The following is a 20,178-nucleotide window of genomic DNA, read 5'->3' as shown; positions in this document are numbered from 1 at the left end:
ATTGGGAAATGTTACTTGTAAGATTCAGGTGTATTTTATACAATTTCTTTAGGGAATGGTAATCAAATGACGATTTGCACGAATTGCCAGACCATTAATGCTGCACATGCGAAATTTTGCAAAGGGTGCGGCACCGGTCTGACGCCAGCTTCGAGCAGCACCCGGTGCGAGTGCGGTGCGCCACTGGCTCCTGCGGCCAAATTCTGCCGCAATTGCGGCAAACCGGCTGCGCTTCCAGCCGCAGTAGCGGTGGCGGCACCTTTGTCCGAGCCGGTTCCCGAGGCGGTGGCGGTGACTGATCCGGTGCCTGAGCCGGTACTGGAATCCGTTCCTGTGATTGAACCTCTGCCTGAGCCAGTACAGGTTCCTGAGCTCGTCGCTGAGCGTGAGCCTGCGCCGGTTGTCGAGCATGAACCAGTGGCTGAGCCTGAACCGGTTCCTGCGCCGGTACCAGAGCCGGTGCCAACGCTCTTGTCCGAGCCTGAAGTATTGACGACTCCGGTGGAGGAAGCTGCTCCGGCCCCGGCAACCGGGCCTGTGCCTGTGCCGGAACCGGCGACCGAACCGGAAACGCTGGCGCAACCTGAGCCACTGCCTGATCCGGTCCTTGTCCCGGCATCGACGATCGCCACGCCCGAAGCGCCGCCATCATCGCCGCCGCGGTCTGCGCCTGTCTCAACCGAGCCGCCGGCCCGCAAGTGGGCGCTGATCGCCGCTGCCGCAACTGCGGTCGTTGCGCTTGCCGGCGGTGGCGCCTACTTCTGGCAGTCGTCCAAATCCGCAGCGCCGGTACCAGCGCCGCTGACAGAGGCGGCCGGCGAACCGGCTGCCGGCGCTCCGGCGGCCGGCGCTCCGGCGGCCGGCAAACCGGGGGCTGGAGCACCGGCATCCGAAGCACCGGCAACGCCGGTGGTCGATACAGCGCCAGCAGCGATCGCGCCCGAGGCACCTGCACCTGCACCTGCACCTGCTCCTGCTCCTGCTCCTGCTCCGGTTCCGGCTACGGCTCGTACCCCGGCAAAGTCTCCCGCCCCGGCCCCGGCAGCAACGCAAGCACCTACCGCAGCACCAGCGCCCGCAACAGCACCGGCACCAAAGGCGGTACCAGCCAGCCCCAAAGCCACGCCACCGGTCGCAGCCCCGCGCGTGGACCGCGCACCGGCGGCGCCGGCAAGCAACCCGCTCAGCGGCAAGATCAGCGCCATGCTCGACAAAGCTGAAAACTTCATCGCGCTGCGCCAGTTCGACAAGGCCATCGCCACCGCCGAAGCCGCGCTCGATCTCGATCCCGCCAGCGGCGCCGCCAAGGCCACGCTGGCCAAAGCCAAGACCAAGCAATCCGAAGCATTGAAATCCGGCAGTTCCATCGAATAATCGCGAAAGGTCACACCATGAAAAAAACTACCCTTGCCGCCAGCGCCTGCCTGATTGCCGCGCTGACCGGTTGCGCCGCGCCCAACGGTCCCGGCGGTCCTGGCGGCGGTAACCAGCCAACCTCCGACAACAACACCACCGCCATCCGCTGCGGTTCGATGGCGCTCGGCGGCGCCGTGCTGGGCGGCCTGCTCGGCGGCAAAAAAGGCGCGCTCAAGGGCGCAGCCGTGGGCCTGGCTGCGTGCGCCGTGGTCGAAGTGGCCAGCCGCCAGACCAGCTCGTCCGCCGACGTGGAAAAGACTTACCGCACCGCCAACCGCAACGCCTTGCCGCCGAAAGCCAAGATCGTCGCCTACACCACCGCCGTCACGCCGCAGGGCGTGGCCCGGACCATGGAACCGATCAAGGTGCAATCGACGATCCGCGCCGTGTCCGGCACCGGCGAGCCGGTGCGTGAAGTGAAAGAGGTGCTGATCGCCTACGGTCCGGACGGCGAAGAATTCAAGCGCGGCGAAAAAATCGTCAACGACAAGGGCGGTAGCGGCGAGTTCGACAACAGCTTCACGCTGCGCCTGCCGGAAGGCGCGCCCGAAGGCGTGTACAAGCTGCGCACCCAGTTGTACCTGAACGGCGCCATGGCCAGCACCAACGAAGGCGCGCTGCAAGTCTTCAGAGGCGGCAAGGTCGCACTGCTGCCACGCGACGGCGCCATCGTGGCGCTGGCGTCCCGCTGAACAAACCCAACTTCCATCCAGGAAATTCAAAACGAGGAGTATGTCCATGTCTGCTGTTCCAGTCTTTTGCGGTGCCTGCGGTAAATCCGCCGCTCCCGAATCGCGCTTTTGCGAAGATTGCGGCACGCCGCTGAAAACCGCCGCTGCCGTGACGCCCGATCTGACCAGCGCCGCCGCGCCGGTCATCCCGCTGCCGACGCCAGCTCCGGCCCCTGCCCCGGCCCCGGCACCATCGCAAGCAGCCGCAGCCGCCAACGCGCGCGGCGTGATCCTGCGCGACACCAACGCCGGCCCCGGCCTGGTGGTCGTGGACAGCCGCCAGTTGACGTTCACGCTCGAACAGCATTGGCGCAGCCCGACCAGCGCGCCGACGGTCAACACCCACGTCGATGTCGCGCTCGACGCAAGCGGCCAGGTACTGGCGGTAACGCCGGTGCCGGAGTCGGTGCTGGCCAAGGAAAAACTGGACAAGATGAAGGACGGCATGAACGACCTGAAGGACGAGTATCTGCCGAAACTGATGGTGCGCGTGGACCAGGTCGGCAAACCGCTGCTGATCGCAGTCGCCCTGCTGGCCATCGCCTGGATCTGGCTGCCGGCCGTGTCGATCAACATCAGCGCCAGCATCGTGCAAAACCTGACGATGTTCGACCTGCTGCGCCTGGCCAATGTCAGTTCCAGCCTCGAAGGCATGATGCAAGGCGGTAGCGGTAGCAGCGGCCTGTACGGCTTCCTGTGCGTGGTCGCCATGATTGCCCCGCTGGCCCACGTGTTCGTGGCCGACAAGCGTGCGGCGTTCGGCCTGTTCGCGCCGCTGGCCTTCCTGGTGCTGACCGGGCTGGGCATTTACCTGAAAATCCGCAACCTGACCAGCGCCGCCAGCGAAAGCATGCGTGGCTTCGGCGGCAGCCAGATGGGCGACTTTGCCGGCGCCATGATGAAACAGGCGCTGGCCGCCTTTTCGGTCGGCTACGGCAGCTACATCGCCCTGATCGTGGCGCTGTACCTGGCCTGGCGCGGCATCCAGAAAGTTCTGGCCGCACGCTGATCGACACGACCACAACATTTATTTGACCTTTCACCTCAAGGAACCCTCATGAACCGCATGCTTCGCAACGCTACCCTGATCCTCTGCAACACCGCCCTGCTGGCCGACCTGGCCGCCTGCAGCAAACCGGCCGACACCGCCGCCCCGGCAGCCGACGCCGCGGCGCCAAAGCCCAGCCTGCAAGACCTGCAAAATCCGAAAGCGGTGCAACAGGCCGTGGCCAGCACCCTGCCGCAGGGCGACAAGGCCACCCCGCTGACCAGCTACCGCAAGATCGACAGCGGCCACCAGGTGATGTTCCTCTACTACGGCATGTCGAGCCTGCCGGTGCCATACGAAGACGTGGCGCAGATTTACTCGGCCGAGTACAGCCGCACCAGCGACGGCTTCCAGCGCAAGGACATCCTGAAAGCGCTGCAACCGCGCATCGACCAGGAAATCGAACGCGCCAAGGCCGGCCGCTACGTCATCCTCGAAAGCCGCGACGGCGCGTTGCTGGAACGTTATAATTTCGAGAAGAAGACCTTCACCATCAAGGACATGACCAGCAACGACCGCTATACCTACTTCCACGACAACAGCCAGTACACGCTGGGCCAGAGCAACGCCACCGACTTCGCCAACCTGCCGGTGCCGGACGAAACCAAGGCCCGCGCCATCGAAGGTTACCTGAGCAAGTACGCCCAGCTGCGCATGGAAGTCTACGGTTTTGCGCAAGATGCCGACCCGAGCAACCGGCGCGTCAAGCTGCAGGTGATGAAAGTGCGCCTGTATAGCCCAAGCAACGAACTGCTCGCCGAGATCTAAACTCCGCCAGCCGCCGGCCCCCTGCTGCATGCGCGGGGAGCCGGCGGCGCCCACCACGTTACTGGTTCTACCTATGCTCAAGTCCTACCGCGCGCTGTACGCGCTTCCTGTCGTTGCCGCGCTGCTGCTCAGCGCCTGTGCGGTCAACCGCCAGGGCAACAACTTCAAATTCGGCATCGACGTCGACGAGCTGACCGCCTCCACGCTGCAGGAATTCCAGCTGGGCACGGCGCGTGGCGTGCTGCGCCGCACCCAGCAGAACCAGGTGCAAATCAAACTCTACGACCGCATGAAACTGATTGACCTGGGCCAGTTGTCCACGGTGCGCATCGGCGATGCGGTACGGTTTCCCGCGCACGACCTGATCCTGGTCCACGTGCCGACTGCCCACTGCCCCTACGCCTACCGGCTGTACCAGCTGAGCGGCTATGAAGTCGGCATGTGGAACATCAACGATATCGCCGGCCGCTGCAGCATGCCGCTGTCCTTCAGCGCCGACGCCCAGAGCTGGGTGGCGCAGCAGCAGTCGGTCCCCAACCCGGTGGCCTGGGCCTGGTCGAACGGCCAGCTGGTGAGCGGACCGCTGCCGCGCGCACCGGGCAGCGACAACGCCACCGCCAACCTGCCGCGCAACGGTGCTGGCGCCATCGAGGGCGGCTTCCAGCGCGGCGACTCGGCGTCGGGCGCCGCTGCGCCTGGCGCCGCCACGACAGGTGCGACCGGACCGGCGGCGAACACCAGGCCGGCAGCAGGCATGCGCTTTGAAACGGCCGATGGCGCCGCCAGCCGCGCCGGCTCCGGCGCCGGTACCAGCAGCACCGCGCCACGCGACAGCGCCGCCTCGGCATCGTCGCCTGCGCAGGGACCGGCACCGGCCCGTGCTGCCTCGACGCCAGCGCCGCGCGCCAGCGCCCCGGCTGGCACGCTCAAACGCGTGGACAGCGGCAGCTATGCGCGCCTGCCGGACGCCAGCAGCGCCACGGTAGTGCCGCCCACCCGCATCATTTTGCGCAACAGTAACGGCGAAGGCGCCACGCAATGACCAAGACCGATGCGCCAAGCCGGCGTTTTGCGTTGTTCGGCCCGCAGCCGCGCGCGCCGTGGGTCTGGATCATGGCGCTGGTCACCGGCGTCTATCTGCTGGTGGAGTGCGGCTTCAACTCGCGCCTGCTCGACGTGGTGGGCGGCATGCCCGACCACGAGGCGGTCGAAGCCATCGAGGAAATCGGCCGCAGCCTGTCCGGGATTGCACTGGCGCTGATGTTCTGGCCGTGGGTGCTCAAGCGGGCCGCCCACAAGCGCTGGAATTACTTGCTCACCGCGCTGGCGCTGCTGGTGCTGACCATTGTCGTCGCCACCGTGGTGTATCGCGGCGAACAGAAGCTGGTGGACGGCATCGTCGAGCGCTCCAGCGCCGAACAGCGCTTCCTGGCGACCAACCTGGTGGCCTTGCAAGGCGCCTTGGTGAGCAACAAGGTGCTGCTCGACGAACTGCCGCTCACGCCCGAGCAACTGCGCGCGCCCGACGGCAAGAGCTTCCTGGCCGTGTTCCCGCTGCTGGCGCTGTCCACGCACGAACTCGACCAGGTACTGCAGGCGCAAAAGCCGCTGATCCTGCGCGCCATGGCCGACCAGCTGCACGGTGGCGAGAGCGCCAGCTACAACCATTTTCTGACGTCGCGCGAAGCCCTGATCGAGACCTACAACGATCACTATGTCTCGGCATCGAACGCGTACCAGGACAGCCTGGGCGGCATCGGTGCGCGCCAGGACAAGGCCTGGACCGATTACCTGGCGCGCCTGCGCAAGCGCGGCGTCGATCCCGACAACGTGCCGCCCGCCTACTGGTCCGATATCCGCAAGGACGTGCGCAAGCGCGGCGTCAATGTCGCCAAGGACTGGGACCCGGGCGACCGTGCCGGCTTCGAACGCGCGGTGGGCCTATCGGTGCGCAGCGAGTCGGACAAGCGCTTCCGCGAGGGCGTGGCCAAGCATCTCGATGGCAATAGCCTGCCGCCGGGACTGGGCATGGGCGCCTTTTTCAGCCATCCCGTGGTGCAGGCCAAGTGGCGCAAGAGTCTGCACTACAAGAACAGCAGTTTCACGCTGCCGGTCGAGCTGCCGCCGCAGGCGCAGGCGCCGCACTTCTTCAACCGCACGGTGTACCAGCGCGTGCTTGATGACGATGTGCGCGCCACCCTGCCGCAATACACGGCGCCGGTGGCCACCTTTGCCGACGGCGGCAAGAACAGCGACCTGGGCCGTGAAAGCCTGCGCGCGCTGGCCGTGCCGCCGATCGCGCTGGGCTTTTCCATCGTCGGCGCGCTGATCCACCTGGTCAAGCTGACGCTGTTCGTCATCCAGCTGATCGCTGCATGGGGATTCATGAGCGGTTTCGTCAAGGGTGTGTGCGTGCCGGCACTGGCGCTGTTGCTGCTGGCGGTGTTCCACTTCATTCCCACCAGCGCCATCACGCGCCAGCCGCTGTACGATTATTTCGAACAGCGCGGCGCCGGTCTCGGTGCAACCGAACCCAACTGGCAAGGCCGCACCGCCATGTACTTCACCCGCGCCGTGATCCACGCCCAGGTACCGGCCTACCCCTTGTTCGAGGCGATACGCCTGAACCTGCTGGGCGGCTACGAATTCGGCTACGAAAGCCATCAAAAGACAGGAAAATCCGATGCGAACAAATAACTCCATGCGCCCGCTGCTGCGGGCCGCCGCGCTACTGGCCGCCATCATTGCGGGACCGGTACACGCTGGCGCCCTGCCCGATGTGCAGAACGTGATGCAACTGGAACCGGAGGGCTATGTCGCCCTCAACAAGATCACCACGCCGCTGCTGTACCCGGTCCATACCGGCAAGCCCTATAACACCAAGTTCCTGCTCAGCATAGGCCGCGAGAACCTGCCGCCCGACCTGCGCAAGTTGCAGCCCGATCTCGAGGATATCAACGAGTTCCGCGTTCACGCCCTGCTGCAACAGTTCGAGCCGTACCTGAACGGACGCATGGAAGCGCTGCGCAACGCCAAGGGCTATTTGGTGCCGTTGCAGGCCAAGCTGGGCGAATACGACTTCCAGCGGCGCCGATTCCCGCTGTCGCTGAACATGATGGTGACCAAGCCGAAGTCGCCCGACAGCTACCACTGCGCCGGCGCCTACGACGAATTCCGCCACACCCGGCTCAGCGCCTGCGTGTCGGCCACCAACTGGAACAACCAGAACAAGGCGTTCCAGTTCCTGGCCATCGACGACATGCAGCAGGCCGAACACATCAAGCGCCAGTTGCTCAACAAGCAGGCCGGGTTTTACTTCCTGATGCAAAACGACGGCCGCTTCCGCGTTGTCGATAACGCCAAGATGAAATACGGCGGCTTCATGGAACCGACGCTGGCCTCGGGCGTGCTGCCGGCGCGCGTGATCGGCCTGCTGCTGGTCGATCACACCAACAGCGCCATCATTTTGGCCGGCGAAATGACGCCTTGATGCGCTGACGCGCGACTGTCACGGTGGCCGCAGCCACGGATGCGGTGACGATGGCGGTAGCGAATGCGGACCACGGCCGCGATGCCGTGGCGCGGACAGCTGCCACGGTTACTGCCCCGCAGACTGCGGTCGCGGCTGCGGCAACGAATGCCATAGCTATTGCCGGGTCTGCGCCTGGCTCGCCGGCAGCGGCAAGGCATCGAGTACCAGGCCGGCGGCCTGCAACTGCCGCGCGGCCTGCACCGCGTCGCCCTGCCCTGCCGACAGCAGGTAAGCGCCTTGGGCATCGGGACCGTGGACGATATTCAAGCCCAGCCGGTGCAACGCCAGCCGTATCGTGCCGGCGCTGGCGCGGTCGTCGAACACGACCTTCAGTTGCGCCGTTGCAGCGGCGCCAGCGGTCGCCCCCGCCTGCCCGCGATAGCGCGCGGCCTCCACGTCCGGCGCTCCCACCTGCGCCAGCCGCCAGCTCTGCACCGATACCCCGGCCACCAGCACCGCCATCACGCCATAGGCCAGGCCGCCCGGCAGCGGACGGCGCCACCATGCTTGCAGGAGCGCCAGCAGTCCTGCCGACGCCTGCTGCGTTGCCGGCTGGGTTGCTGACTGCGTTGCCGGTGGCGCTAACGGCTGCGCTGTCGATGACACGGCAGGCTGCGATGCGGCCTGCCGTAGTGTGGTTTGCTGCGGCGCGGATGCCTCGCCGTCAGCCAGCGCCGCCAGCACCTGCTCGAACGACACCAGCGGCGGCGATGCCCGTTGCCGCTCGGATTCCGCAGCGCGCGCTTCCGTCACCAGCAGGCGCTCCTGGTCGAAGCGCGCGCGCCAGTGCGGATGGCGGGCCATCATGGCGTCCATCCACGCCGCCTCGGCCTGGTCGGTCTTGCCGCATGCGTGCAGAAAGCACAAGGCGTCGAACTGTTGTTGGTCATCCTGCATGGTTGCCGCCCTTCTTGCCAGGTTGCAGACGTGCGCGCACGCAGTCGTCGAGTTTCTGCTTGCCGCGCCGGATCCAGCCGCGCACCCGTTCGAGGTTGATCTGTTCGCCGGGCGGCGCCTGCGCCGCCAGGATCTCGGTCATCTGTGCATGGCTCAGGTCCTCGTCCAGGCACAGCTGCATCGCCAGCCGGAAATTGGGCCCGTCGCGCTCGGGCAGCTCGTCGATGCACCGCGCCAGCACGCGCCGCAAAGCGGCGCTGTCGGCCTGCTCGTCGGGCAGCGGCAGTTCGCACGCGGTATCGGGCGGCGGTTCGTCCGGCCACGGCGCCATCCAGCGCTCGCGGTAGTCCTGGCGCAACTGGTCGATCGCGCACTGCGAGGTGATCAGCTTGGCCCAGGTGACGACGCCGGCCTTGCTGCTGTCGTAGGTCGAGGCACTGCGAAAGATCTTGATCCAGGCTTCCTGCACCGCGCGCGCGGCCAGCTCCTCGTTGTAGTTGACGACGTGCAGCGCCAGCGCTTCGAGCTTGCCTTGCAGGCGCTGGTACAACCGTTGCTGCGCCTGGCGCTGTTGCTGCGCACTGCCCTCGGGCTGCCAGAAACTGCGCAGCAGCAGCGCCAGATCGTCGTCGTGCTGATTCATGAACTAGGGGCCGCATGGCCGTAACCGGGAGCCGGCCATGCTACCGCATTTTTGACAACATTAACATTCCATGCGGAAATTTTTATGATGGCGCATGGCCCTCTTATTTGCGGGCTGCGGCCAGTGCCGCCTGCAGGCTGGCATCGCTCCATGCCAGCGGCCGGGTCGTGCCGGTTTCACCGCCGGAGAGCGTGATGCTGTTGTTCGCGAAAGTGGCGTTCAGCGCCTGCAAGGCGCCCAGGCGCACGATCATCAGGTGACCCTGGTCGGGACGGTCGGCGCCCGCTTCGTGCATCGGGCTCATGACGGTGACTTGCCAGGTGCTGGTGCCGTTGCTGACGGTGTACACCAGGTTGTTGCTGGTGCGCTCGGGCTGACCATTGCGGAACACCACCGTGGTGCTGGTGGAACCGGCATTGCTGATGGTGTAGTCGCTGGACTGGCCGGCACGGATACGCAGCCCGGTGGCGGTAAAGGAGAAGCGGTCGCCGCTCTCGCTGCTCACCACGTCGCCGGTGATCTCGCCGTCGGTGATCGTGTATTCGAGCGTGCCGGTGTCGGCGCTGACCACCCGCACCGATGGCGACCGGATCGCGGCCGACACCTGGCTCCGATCGGCGTTGCTCACCAGCTGTGAAATGCTGTTGCGGCCGCTGTACACCTGGTACGGGAAGGCGCGCGTATGGCACTGGTCGAGGGTGCTGGTGCCGGCAACGGCGTCGTACGCCACCGTGCCGCCCAGGCCGCAACTGCCGGTACCGCCGGCAGCCATTTGCAGCATGTTGACGGAAGCGAGCATCTGGTACGACATCCAGGCGGCAGTAAAGCCGGCCAGGTCCTGTTCGCTGGCGGTGGGTGGTGTCGTCGGCGTGGTCACGGGAGGCGTTACCGGCTGAGTGACCGGCGGGATTTGCGGATTGTCGGCGACGGCGCCGGCATCGGCATCGCCGCCCCCGCCGCAGGCCGACAGGGCCAGGCACAGCGACAGGGTGGCCAGGGTGGTAACGCGGGCGGACGACAGGTGGGGGATGACAGGCATGGAAAGCTCCTCGAAAAATTCAACGTTTGTCCGCGGCACAGGCGGTGTTTTTCCTATTCGCTGGCATGCGCCAAAAGTGGACAAACTTTTTGAAGTTTTTTTGCCGAGCCCGTTGCCGGCCATTTCAGCTTGCAATCAAGGTTTACGCAACAAAGACGGGACTATTTGAACGGAAGTCGTACACGCAAAAATCGTTGTGATAGTGTTGATGTCGCAAATATAACGAGAAGGAGACGAAATGTACCAAACTCGACTTGCCCGCCGCTGGACGCCCCTGGCGCTCAGTCTTTCCCTGATCTTCACCGGCGCGTCCGCCCTGGCCGCCGAGCAGCCCCCGCCCGCCCCCGCCCCCAGTCCCGCCATCGGCGACAACTGGACCTACCAGTACACCGACGCCCGCAACGGCGTCAAAGGCAATATCAGCCGCCTCGAAGTGTCGGCCATCGACAGCACCGGCGTGCACGTGGACATCCACCGCCCCGGCGGTAACGCCCCCATCGGCAAGCAACTGTTCAGCGCCGACATGAACCCGATCGACCGCGGCAGCATGCACTTCGCACCGTCGTTCGCGCGCTACGCCTTCCCGCTCACGCCGGGCAAGGAATGGAACAGCGAGGCCGTGGCCGACAACACCAAGCTCGGCAAACAGTGGCGCTACGCCATCAAGGGCAAGGTGGTGGACTGGGAAAAAGTGCGCGTGCCGGCCGGCGAGTTCCACGCGCTCAAGGTAATCGTGGAAGCCGAGTATCGCGGCAAGGACACCGGCCCCAACAGCGGCAACGGCAACCTGGTGGAGACCGTGTGGTTCGTCCCCGAGCTCAACAACTTCGTCAAGCTCGACTACCGCGACACCGACTGGCAGGGCCGCACCATCAACCGCGACGGCTGGGAGCTGGTATCGTACGGCCACAAGCCAGCCGCACCCGCCACACCGATGCCACCGGCCGCACCGGCAGAACCGGCCCCGCTGGCGACCCCGCCAGTCGCCAGCGCCACCCGCTGACCAGCTGCAATTCGGTAGCGCCTGAGAAAGCCTTCAGCGCAAGGCGCAGCGACGAAGACAGTACGCCAGTACGGCGAGGCGCTGCAACGCCGCGATGGAGGCTTTATCAGCGCTACCGCGAAATACGCATGATGGCGGATGCCAACTTGGAAAAACAAGGCGTCAGGTCACTGGTGGTAGCCGCATAACAGTACAGACCGACGGGCTTGGCCGCGTTGAAGCAGCGCGCCGGGGCGTCGGTCGAATTGGCCATGCATTTGAGAGTGTCCTCGCCCTTTTCGCCGTCGACGCCGGTGCCCGACTTGAGTGCCGAACCGAGTCCCAGCGTAAACACGTATATCCCCTCGTCCTGCGACTTTTTCGCCATCGCCTCGACCAGGTTGCGGGCGGCGCGGTTGACGTTGGTGAAGGTGACCGCATTGGTGACCTTGCGCGGCGAGTCGGTGACGACCGCAAACTCGCGCAGGTTGGGATCGTTAGGCTTGCTTTCCGGGTTGTGGCCGTTGTACCAGTCGGGCAAGGCGCTGGCCTTGTCGTCGATGTCGTAGTAGTAGCGGCCGTAGCGGTCGTAGCCGTAGGCGTAATTCGGGTTGCAGCGCTGGTCGGTCAGCACGCTGGCCTGCACGTCGGTGCGGTACAGGCCGCCCGGGGTGCCGGAACTGTCGTCGTCGGTGGTGATCACGCCGGCCTTGGTGCAGTCGCTCGGGGTTTTCCAGGTCAGGTAGCTGGCGAACGAGTTCGGCGCGCCGTCCGAGAAGAACACGATCACGCGCAGGTTGGAGCGGTTGTTGTTGGACGTGGGCACGCTGTTGAGCTGCTGGCGCGCCCAGTACATGCCTTCCGGCGACGCGGTCGAGCCGCTGAAGTCGAAGTCGTTGATGTGCTTGATCATCGAGGTGCGGTCGAAACCGCGCGCCACCGGCCGGATCGGATCATCGACCACCGCGCCGTATGAAAAATGGATCAGCCCCACGCGGTCCTGGTCGGCGTTGAACTGGTTGAGGAAGGTCTTGGCCGAGGCGATCACGTTGCTGCCCTGGTAGTACAGCGAACCCGAGGTATCGAGCACCACGGCCATGTCGAGGTCCTTGCGCACCGCCTGCGAGGCCACGGCAGGTGTCAGCGGCGACACGCCCAGCAAGCCCAGGAACGAGATCGGCAGCGTCGCGCTGGCGCTGACCGACACCGTCACCATGCCGTTGTTGAACACCACGCTCGGCGCGTTGAGCCTGGCCGTGGAACCCATGTAGTTGGTCGGGTAGTTGGCATTGAAGAAGCGGATCGCTGCCGCCTGCGCATTGGCGCGCTGGGTGGCTTCGTCCTTGCCCTGCGAGACGGCGCGTGCGGCCGCCAGGCTGGCGGCATCGGTGGCGGCGTTGAGCTTGTCGCGCACCATGTAGGTGACGCCGGTATCGACCACCAGGCCCACCGCAGCGACCAGCACCGCCATCGACAGGGCCATCATGACCACCACGCTGCCTGTTTGCCTGGAACGTTTGGAGACCATATCAGAACACCGTCATCGAATAAAGATTGGTGCCGAAACTCGGCACGGTCAGGGGGCCCAGCGATACATTGCCGAACAACACATTGAATTTGTAAAAGCTCTCGGCCGCGTAAATGATTTCACCCTCGAACAGCTGGCCGCTCATGAGCGAGATGCGCGGCGCATTGGCGCCGGTGGCGATGTTGCTGCAGGCGCCGGTGGTCGTGTTCCAGCTGGCGCAGTTCCACAAGCGGCTGGGCGGCGCATAGCCGCTCACGCGGAAACCGAGCCGGTTGACGCTGTCGTCCCAGCGGTATTGTTCCAGCACCACCGTGGTGATGGCGCCGGAACTGTCCTTGTAGCCCATCAGCTTAGTGATGTAGAGCATGCCGCGCGCATTCATGTCCAGCGGCGGCGCCGAGGCCGCCACCGCGCGCATGATGGCCTGGCTGTTGTCGGTCAGTTGCAGCTTGCTGCGCGCGGCCAGGTTGGCGGCCTCGCGGCTCAGGTTGATCAGCACCGAGCTCGCTTGCAGGCCACGGGCGAAGTCGGTCACCGCCATCACCAGGAACACCAGTAATGGCAGCAGCAGCGCGAATTCGATGGCGGCAATGCCGCGCTGGCGGCCGCTTTTGACTATCGGCTGCATCAGTTCACCCCCGCATAGTTTTCGTTGAGCATGGTGACCGCCACCGTGAACCTGTACTTGCCGTCCTTGAAGAACGGCTTGAGCAAGGGCGTGGCCAGCGGCCATGCACAGTCGAGCTTGATCACCAGGATGTCGCCGGCCTGGCCGAACATGGCGGCGTTATACGAGCTGCTGTCGGTGTAGGTGACGTTATTGGTGGTGATCACCGGCGCCACCTTGGCATACATGCCGACCGAGCTGGTTTTCATGCGCGCCAGGATGGCTTGATAGCGTTGTTGGTTGGAGACATTGGGATCGGCGTCGGACAGGCCGGTAATCGCGTAGCGGCCCCCCTCGCGCACCGCGTATTGCATGGTGAGGTTGGCGAAAAACATCAGGCTCAATTCGATCACGCCGATCAGCAGCAACAGGAAGACCGGCATCACCAATGCCATTTCCACCACGGTGGCGCCGCCCTCGCGGTGTCGCATGCGCGCAGGCACGCCCTGGCGCGATCGGTCTGTCGAACGAAAAACTGTCATGTCATCTTCTGGGTGAGAAAGCAACCGGGGCGGTTGCAGGGTCTTGCTGTGGCGCTGTCGCTTGGGCGGCCCGGGATATCGACGACGGATTGAGGGTGCCGATGCCCGCATTGTAGCCCGGTCAAAATATTTCAGATAGTAATTTAATGTTTTTGTTGCGGAATTATCGGAGTAACCTCTGGTCATGACGATACCGCACCTTGTGGTCGCTTGACGTTTTCAAGCTGATAATATGCCTGAATAAACAACAGCTTAGCTTATTGAAGTCGCGGATTTTTTTTGTACAATGCAACACTCTTTCACAGCCCGGAGACACGGTGGCAACAATTAGCAAGCCAGCGACAGGCCCCAGCGTGGCAGATCCGACCGCGGACGCCACCAGCGCGACCATGGTGTTCGGCATGCGCCTGGTGTTGGCGATCTCGGCTTTGCTGACGCTGTACATCGCTCCCGCCGACCTCGACTTCAGGTCCGGGCTCGGCACTGTCATTTTCCTCGCGTACGCGATCCACAGCGCGGTGCTGTACCTGGCCGCGCGCCTGCACCGCAATCCTTTCTGGCACGGCAAGACGGTGTACTGGCTGGACCTGGGCTGGTATGGGCTGATGGTGTACTTCAGCGGCGGCAACAACAGCTTCTTTGTGCCATTCTTCTTTTTCGTGATCCTGACCACGTCGTTCCAGTGGGGCTTCGAGGAAGGCGCGCGGATTTCGCTGGCCTCCGCCGCCGTGCTGGCCGCCGCCGCGCTCATCGTCAACCCGGATGCCGACCCGGCCCACCTGCTGCTGCGCATCACCTTCGTGCTGGTGCTCGGCTACATGATCGCCTACTGGGGCGAGATGGGCATCGTCCAGCGCCGCAGGCTGGGCTTGCTGCGCCACGTGAGCCGGATGTTCAACCCGCGCTTCGGCGTGGCGCAAACGCTGACCTCGCTGCTGGAGGAAACCCGGGCCTTCTACCAGGCCAGCACCTGCATCCTGCTGATGCGCGAGGACGACGATGCCAACTGGCTGCTGCGCTCCGTCAGCGCGCAATATGCGGGACGCGCCGCCACCGTCTCGCGCATGTCGAACGCGGCGGCCGCGCCGCTGCTCGGTTTTCCGCCCGGCCACAAGATACTGTACAACCAGCCGCTCGATGCGCGCCTGCCGTGGAGCGGCGAGGCCCGTGCGCGCCAGACCGACGGCCGCTGGGAGCCGATCGATACGGCGCCCTGCGAGCAGCTGGCCGACCTGTTCGATGCGTGCGCCTTCATCAGCGCGCCGCTGCCGCTGCGCCGGGGGGCGGGCCGCATCTTCGTGGTCTCGGCCGGGCGCCGCTTCAAACGCAGCGATGCCAGTTTCCTGGCGCAGGTGGTGGGCCAGGCGTTTCCAGTGATCGAAAATATCGCCCTGCTCGACAGCATGGCGTCGGAAGCGGCCTTCCGCGAGCGCCAGAAAATCGCCCGCGACCTGCACGACACCACCATCCAGCCGTATATCGGCCTGCGCCACGCGCTGTCCGCGATGCGCCACGGCGCCGCGCCCGACAATCCGCTGCTGGACGACCTCGACAAGCTGATCGCCATGAGCGGCGAAGTGATCGGCGACATGCGCAACTTTGCCCGCAACGTGCGCAAGGATAATGGCAGCGGCGAGCCGGAGCTGATGACGGCGCTGCGTCGCCAGGCGCGCCAGATCCAGGAGTTTTACGGACTGGAAATTGAATTGCGCGTCGTGCCCGAGGTCGATATCAGCGACCGCCTGGCGGCGGAAGTGTTCCAGATTGTTAACGAGGGGATGAGCAATATCCGCAAGCACACGCGTGCGCGGGTCGGTGCGGTTACACTAGCGACCGTAAACCGTTGTCTGCAGATCGATCTCGACAATGAAAACCCGGACGGAACGCCCGGTGAATTCCTGCCCGGTTCCATCGCCGAGCGGGCCGCTGCACTCGGTGGCGGGGTCGAGATCACGCATCCGGACGGCAGCACCCGGGTCCGGGTCAGCATTCCGTTGTGAGAAAGGAACCACCGTGAGTAGTCCCCCCGTACCGATCCGCGTGATGCTGGTCGATGACCACGCTACCCTGCTCTGGGGTTTGCGCAAGCTGATCGAAGGCACCGCGCCCGAGATGGAGCTGGTGGCCACCGCCGCCGATCCCGACCAGGCCCTGGTCGAGGCGGCACGCACGCGTCCCGACATCGTGCTGCTCGACCTCGACCTGGGCGGCCGCAGCTCGCTCGAGATCCTGCCCGACCTGCTGACCGGGCGCGCCGCGCGCGTGATCATCCTGTCCGGCAACCGCGACGAGGCGCTGCTGGGCCAGGCCATGCGTCTCGGTGCGCGCGGCGTGGTGGGCAAGGATGCCGACGCCGAAGTGGTGCTGGCGGCCGTGCGCAAGGTCCACGGGGGCGAGATGTGGATGTCGCAAACCATGATGTCGGCCATGCTGGGCGCGTTCATCAACCCGGCTGCCGCCGACTACCGCAATCTCGAAGCGGAGAAAATCGCCTCGCTCACGCTCAAGGAGCGCAAGATCGTCCAGGCCGTCGTGCACAGCAACGGCGCCGCCAACAAGGACCTGGCGCAACAGCTGTTCATCGCCGAACCCACGCTGCGCAACTACCTCACCTCGATTTACCAGAAGCTCGACGTCGCCAACCGGCTCGAGCTCTATGTCTACGCCACCAAGAACCGCCTCGGATAACGGGGTAGGCGCTCCCCGCCCCCTGCCAATCACCCGCTCCCCGGTCGTCACGCCCCCGTATCACTTCTGGCAATGACAAATGTCACGGCCAGATCCACCGCTTTGTCACAGTCATTTCAGGAGCATTGTCCGATGTGGCGGGAAAGGCGCGTCTCTATAATTCATTCCATCAGCTCAGGTGTTGTTAAGTAGCTGAAGCCCACAAGGGCAGGCAACATTAACCCACTCAAGGAAACCAACATGAACGCCATCAAAAACTTCATCAACGACGAATCCGGTGTCACCGCTATCGAATACGCCATGATCGCCGCACTGGTCGCCGTCGTCGGCCTGACCGCAGTGAAAACCCTGGGCACCCAGATCCAGACGCTGTTCGGCAAAGTTGTTACCGCCACCGCCTGATCGCCGCCGTACCGTACACGCATTACCGCAATTTACTTAACGAATAACTTTTCAAGGAAAACATCATGAACGCCATCAAAAACTTCATCGCCGACGAATCCGGTGTGACCGCTATCGAATACGCCATGATCGCCGCACTGGTCGCCGTGGTTGGCCTGACCGCCGTCAAAACCCTGGGCACCCAGATCCAGACGCTGTTCGGCAAAGTCGTTACCGCCACCGCCTAAGTAGCTGCTTCACCAGGAATGTCCGGTACGGTTCACACCGGCCGGGCATTTTTTTATTCCCCAACGAGACGAGATCTGGCCATGAAATGGTTACCCTTCATCGTGTTGTCGCTGTTGCTCGCTGGCGCCGTCTGGCAGGACGTGCGCAGCCGCCGCATTCCCAACCAGCTCGTCCTCGTGGGCCTGGTCCTCGCTTTTGCCTTGCAGCTGGTGCTGCCTGCCGGTGATGGCCTGTTCGTCGCGCCGTTCGGCAGCATCGGCCTGCTGTGGTCGCTGGCCGGTTTCGGTACCGGCCTGGCCCTGCTGCTGCCCATGTATGCACTGCGCGCGCTCGGCGCCGGCGACGTCAAGCTGCTGGCCATGATCGGCGCCTTTGTCGGCCCCGGCGCCGTGATCGGCATCGCCGCCTGCACCTTGCTGGCCGGCGGCGTGCTGGCGCTGGTGGTGTCGATGTATCTTGGCACGCTCAAGCGCATGCTCGGCAATTCCATGCACCTGGTCACGCACAGCGTGTTCGGCGCCCTCAACGGCCAGTCGGCCGCGATCGAAGCACCGGCCGCACCCAGCGGCAAGCTGCCGTATGCCATCGCCATCGCCGCCGGCGCCGCGCCTTACCTGGTGTACGCTGCGCTCAACGCCAAGAGCCTGTTCGCGTGAACCTGCCTGCGCCCTTCGCCCCCGTGCCGGCTGTGCATGGCGCACCTGCGGCTGCTGCCGGCATGGCCACCTTGACCGCTGACACGGCGTCCGCTAACACGGCGTCCGCTGCCACCGCTACTGCATCGACGACGGCTCCCGCCTTCATGCGCGCGCCGCGCACGGTGGAAGATACCGGTTTGCCGTTCCTGTTCCTGGTCGAGCTGCTGCTCAAGGTGCTGGCCCAGCGCGGCCAGCTCAAGCTGCCGGAACTGGCCAGCCACCTGAAACTGGCCGTCGGTGTGATCGATCCGCTGATCGCGTTCATGCGCACGGAAAAGCTGTGCGAAGTCACGCGCCGCGGCGGCAGCGGCACCGATGCCGACCTGGCCTACCACCTGACCGAGCTCGGTCACGAGCGCGCGCGCCAGTGCATGGCGCGCAATGCCTACGCCGGTCCGGCGCCCGTGACCCTGGCCGACTACCGGCGCCAGGTGGCGCTGCAAAGCGTGGCCGACCTGCACGTCACGCGCGCCGATGTCACGCGCGAATTCAACGACATCGTGGTCAACCAGCAAGTGCTCGACCAGCTCGGTGCTGCGATGAACTCGGGCCGCGCGATTTTCATTCACGGCCTGGCCGGCAGCGGCAAGACCTACCTGGCCGAACGCCTGCGCGGCCTGCTGCACGGCGACATCGCCCTGCCCTACGCCATCATGATCGACGGCGAAGTGGTGCCGTTCTACGATCCGGTCCAGCACCGCGCCAGCAACCAGGTCGAGGCGGCAGCGCCGGACAGCGCCGGCCACGACAGCATCGACAAGCTGCGCAGCATCGACCTGCGCTGGGTGCGCGGCGTGCAGCGCCCGGCCACGCTGACCGGCGGCGAACTGACGCTGGAGATGCTCGACCTGCGCTTCGACCCGAACACGCGCCTGTACCAGGCGCCTCCCCATTTGAAAGCCAACAACGGCATCTTCATCATCGACGACCTCGGGCGCCAGCGCTGTTCGCCGCTGGAACTGATGAACCGCTGGATCGTGCCGATGGATCGCGGAATCGACTATTTATCGTTGCATACAGGCCACGTTTTCGAGGTTCCGTTTGATGTAGTCGTGGTATTCTCATCGAACTTCTTACCCGAGCGCTTGTCCGATGGCGCTTTCCTGCGCCGCCTCGGTTACAAGATCGAAGTGCCGCCGCAAACAGAGGCTGAATATGAACGCATTTTCCGTCAAGTCTGTCAGCAAGCGGGTCTCAACTTCGAGCCCGATGCCTACCACTACCTGCTGCAGGAAAAACACCGCCGCGAAGATGTGCCGCTGCTCGCATGCTATCCCCGCGATTTGATCCGGCAACTGCTGGACCTGGCCCGCTACGAGGCGGCGCCGGCAGTGATGACGCGCGCCGCGCTCGACTGGGCCTGGCATAACTATTTCGCTGGCGCCGGCGTGCGCCGCATGGCAGCAGCCCAGCACCACCACAGTACCGGCGGCGATGCCGACCGGGAGCGCCGTGACGGCGGCGCGGCACTCAATCCGATGAAAGCAAACTCATGAGAAATACACGGGCCCTGGTGATGATCGCAGTCGCGCTGGTGTTGGCGCTGGTGGCGGTGGTAGTGGCGGCGCACTGGATCAATGACCAGGGTGCGGCCGGCAACAAGAAGGTGGCAGTGGCGCTGGTCGATATTCCGATGGGCGCGCGCATCACGCCCGAGATGCTCAACCTGATCGAGTGGCCCAGCAACGCCATGCCGCCGGGCGCGATCACCGACATCAAGCAGCTCGACAACCGCGTCTCGCGCACCGCCATCGAACATGGCGAACCCATCATGGAAAGCAAGCTGGCGCCGGCCGGCACCACCGGCGGCCTGTCGGCCGTGGTGGCGCAAGGCAAGCGCGCCATGACGGTGCGCGTCAACGACGTAGTGGGCGTGGCAGGCTTTGCCCTGCCCGGCAATTTTGTCGACATCCTGGTCAACACCCAGGAAGAAGCGCGCGGCGACTTCGGCAACGACCGTGCGCGCGAACAGGCGATCTCCAAGATCGTGCTCGAACGGATCCTGGTGCTGGCCGTGGCGCAGGAATCGAACCGCGACGACACCAAGCCGAAAGTGGTCAACGCCGTCACGCTGGAACTGACGCCGGACCAGGTGGAAAAGCTCGACCTGGCGCGCAGCGTGGGCACGCTGTCGCTGGTGCTGCGCAACCAGATCGATCCCAAGACCGCCGATACCGCCGGCGCCACCAAGGACAGCCTGCTCGACCCCGACGGCGCACGCGCCGCGCTGCTGGGCCGCAATCGTCCGCAGCCGCAGCAGTCGGTTGCCAAGGCGGCGGCCGCTGCACCGGCACCGGCAGCGGCACCAGCGCCGGCGCCGCGCCCGGCCGTGCCGCACGGCGACAAGGTCGAAGTGATCAAGGGCCTCGACCGCAGCACCCAGCAATTCTGATGTCCCCGCTTCGCTTTGTTTTACCACGCACAAGGAT

21 protein-coding genes and 1 pseudogene are annotated in these 20,178 nt (G+C 65.0%); 16 read left to right on the top strand and 6 right to left on the bottom strand.

Features of this window, described 5'->3' with window-relative positions:
- Positions 1-66: 66 nt before the first annotated feature.
- From SR858_RS27710 to SR858_RS03425, 8 genes and pseudogenes are all read left to right on the top strand, one after another.
- Positions 67-207: pseudogene (locus SR858_RS27710) on the top strand (double zinc ribbon domain-containing protein); the annotation flags it as partial.
- Positions 208-471: 264 nt separating this feature from the next.
- The gene (locus tag SR858_RS03455) at positions 472-1,374 is read left to right on the top strand and encodes a hypothetical protein (protein ID WP_322534398.1); all 903 of its coding nucleotides are present in this window, start codon (positions 472-474) and stop codon (positions 1,372-1,374) included.
- 17 nt (positions 1,375-1,391) lie between these two features.
- Positions 1,392-2,108: a hypothetical protein gene (locus tag SR858_RS03450; RefSeq protein WP_019924835.1), complete on the top strand. Its 717-nt coding sequence runs from the start codon at positions 1,392-1,394 to the stop codon at positions 2,106-2,108.
- A gap of 46 nt (positions 2,109-2,154) precedes the next feature.
- Positions 2,155-3,156 (top strand): zinc ribbon domain-containing protein, encoded by a 1,002-nt coding sequence (locus SR858_RS03445; protein WP_322534396.1) that lies wholly within the window; start codon positions 2,155-2,157, stop codon positions 3,154-3,156.
- Positions 3,157-3,204: 48 nt separating this feature from the next.
- A complete protein-coding gene (locus SR858_RS03440; protein ID WP_019924834.1) occupies positions 3,205-3,963 on the top strand; it encodes a hypothetical protein in 759 nt (252 codons plus the stop codon).
- Between the two features lie 73 nt (positions 3,964-4,036).
- Positions 4,037-5,005, top strand: a complete 969-nt coding sequence (locus SR858_RS03435) for a hypothetical protein (RefSeq protein WP_026637838.1) — start codon at positions 4,037-4,039, stop codon at positions 5,003-5,005.
- Positions 5,002-6,660 carry a hypothetical protein gene (locus SR858_RS03430; protein ID WP_019924833.1) on the top strand — a complete coding sequence of 553 codons (1,659 nt, stop codon included), beginning with the start codon at positions 5,002-5,004 and terminating at the stop codon, positions 6,658-6,660. The genes SR858_RS03435 and SR858_RS03430 overlap by 4 nt, the downstream gene beginning before the upstream one ends.
- Positions 6,647-7,453, top strand: a complete 807-nt coding sequence (locus SR858_RS03425) for a hypothetical protein (RefSeq protein WP_154820155.1) — start codon at positions 6,647-6,649, stop codon at positions 7,451-7,453. Before SR858_RS03430 ends, SR858_RS03425 begins: the two co-directional genes overlap by 14 nt.
- Positions 7,454-7,609: 156 nt before the next feature.
- On the opposite strand, the gene SR858_RS03420 is transcribed toward SR858_RS03425, so the two are convergent.
- The 3 genes from SR858_RS03420 to SR858_RS03410 all read right to left on the bottom strand — a co-directional run bounded on the left by SR858_RS03420 (position 7,610) and on the right by SR858_RS03410 (position 10,074).
- A complete protein-coding gene (locus SR858_RS03420) occupies positions 7,610-8,392 on the bottom strand; it encodes a hypothetical protein (protein WP_019924831.1) in 783 nt (260 codons plus the stop codon).
- Positions 8,382-9,035 carry an RNA polymerase sigma factor gene (locus tag SR858_RS03415; protein WP_019924830.1) on the bottom strand — a complete coding sequence of 218 codons (654 nt, stop codon included), beginning with the start codon at positions 9,033-9,035 and terminating at the stop codon, positions 8,382-8,384. The genes SR858_RS03420 and SR858_RS03415 overlap by 11 nt, the downstream gene beginning before the upstream one ends.
- 103 nt (positions 9,036-9,138) lie before the next feature.
- The gene (locus tag SR858_RS03410) at positions 9,139-10,074 is read right to left on the bottom strand and encodes a hypothetical protein (protein WP_019924829.1); all 936 of its coding nucleotides are present in this window, start codon (positions 10,072-10,074) and stop codon (positions 9,139-9,141) included.
- Positions 10,075-10,312: 238 nt separating this feature from the next.
- Here SR858_RS03410 and SR858_RS03405 point away from each other — a divergent pair, with 238 nt between their 5' ends.
- Complete coding sequence (locus tag SR858_RS03405) at positions 10,313-11,077, top strand: hypothetical protein (RefSeq protein ID WP_019924828.1); 765 nt, start codon at positions 10,313-10,315, stop codon at positions 11,075-11,077.
- Positions 11,078-11,189: 112 nt separating this feature from the next.
- Here SR858_RS03405 and SR858_RS03400 read toward each other — a convergent pair whose 3' ends face one another.
- From SR858_RS03400 to SR858_RS03390, 3 genes are read right to left on the bottom strand one after another with little or no spacing between them, the layout of a single operon-like run.
- Positions 11,190-12,584: a VWA domain-containing protein gene (locus tag SR858_RS03400; protein WP_026637837.1), complete on the bottom strand. Its 1,395-nt coding sequence runs from the start codon at positions 12,582-12,584 to the stop codon at positions 11,190-11,192.
- A gap of 1 nt (position 12,585) precedes the next feature.
- A complete protein-coding gene (locus SR858_RS03395; RefSeq protein ID WP_019924826.1) occupies positions 12,586-13,212 on the bottom strand; it encodes a TadE/TadG family type IV pilus assembly protein in 627 nt (208 codons plus the stop codon).
- The gene (locus SR858_RS03390) at positions 13,212-13,733 is read right to left on the bottom strand and encodes a TadE/TadG family type IV pilus assembly protein (RefSeq protein ID WP_229205014.1); all 522 of its coding nucleotides are present in this window, start codon (positions 13,731-13,733) and stop codon (positions 13,212-13,214) included. The genes SR858_RS03395 and SR858_RS03390 overlap by 1 nt, the downstream gene beginning before the upstream one ends.
- A gap of 353 nt (positions 13,734-14,086) precedes the next feature.
- Between SR858_RS03390 and SR858_RS03385 the strand changes: the two genes are divergently transcribed.
- From SR858_RS03385 to cpaB, 7 genes are all read left to right on the top strand, one after another.
- Complete coding sequence (locus tag SR858_RS03385; protein WP_019924824.1) at positions 14,087-15,733, top strand: sensor histidine kinase; 1,647 nt, start codon at positions 14,087-14,089, stop codon at positions 15,731-15,733.
- A gap of 13 nt (positions 15,734-15,746) precedes the next feature.
- A complete protein-coding gene (locus SR858_RS03380; protein WP_322534392.1) occupies positions 15,747-16,421 on the top strand; it encodes a response regulator in 675 nt (224 codons plus the stop codon).
- A 240-nt stretch (positions 16,422-16,661) separates the two neighbouring features.
- Positions 16,662-16,823, top strand: a complete 162-nt coding sequence (locus tag SR858_RS03375; protein WP_019924822.1) for a Flp family type IVb pilin — start codon at positions 16,662-16,664, stop codon at positions 16,821-16,823.
- Positions 16,824-16,888: 65 nt separating this feature from the next.
- Entirely contained in the window at positions 16,889-17,050 is a 162-nt protein-coding gene (locus SR858_RS03370; protein WP_019924821.1) for a Flp family type IVb pilin, read from the top strand.
- Between the two features lie 81 nt (positions 17,051-17,131).
- Entirely contained in the window at positions 17,132-17,707 is a 576-nt protein-coding gene (locus tag SR858_RS03365; protein WP_019924820.1) for an A24 family peptidase, read from the top strand.
- On the top strand, positions 17,704-19,245 hold the full coding sequence (locus tag SR858_RS03360) for an ATP-binding protein (protein WP_322534390.1): 1,542 nt from the start codon (positions 17,704-17,706) through the stop codon (positions 19,243-19,245). Before SR858_RS03365 ends, SR858_RS03360 begins: the two co-directional genes overlap by 4 nt.
- A complete protein-coding gene (cpaB, locus tag SR858_RS03355) occupies positions 19,242-20,141 on the top strand; it encodes a Flp pilus assembly protein CpaB (protein ID WP_026637836.1) in 900 nt (299 codons plus the stop codon). The genes SR858_RS03360 and cpaB overlap by 4 nt, the downstream gene beginning before the upstream one ends.
- The last annotated feature ends 37 nt before the right edge of the window (positions 20,142-20,178 follow it).

This window comes from Duganella zoogloeoides (assembly GCF_034479515.1).
In the GTDB taxonomy this organism is placed as follows: domain Bacteria; phylum Pseudomonadota; class Gammaproteobacteria; order Burkholderiales; family Burkholderiaceae_D; genus Rugamonas; species Rugamonas zoogloeoides.
This window is presented reverse-complemented; position numbering and strand designations above follow the sequence as displayed.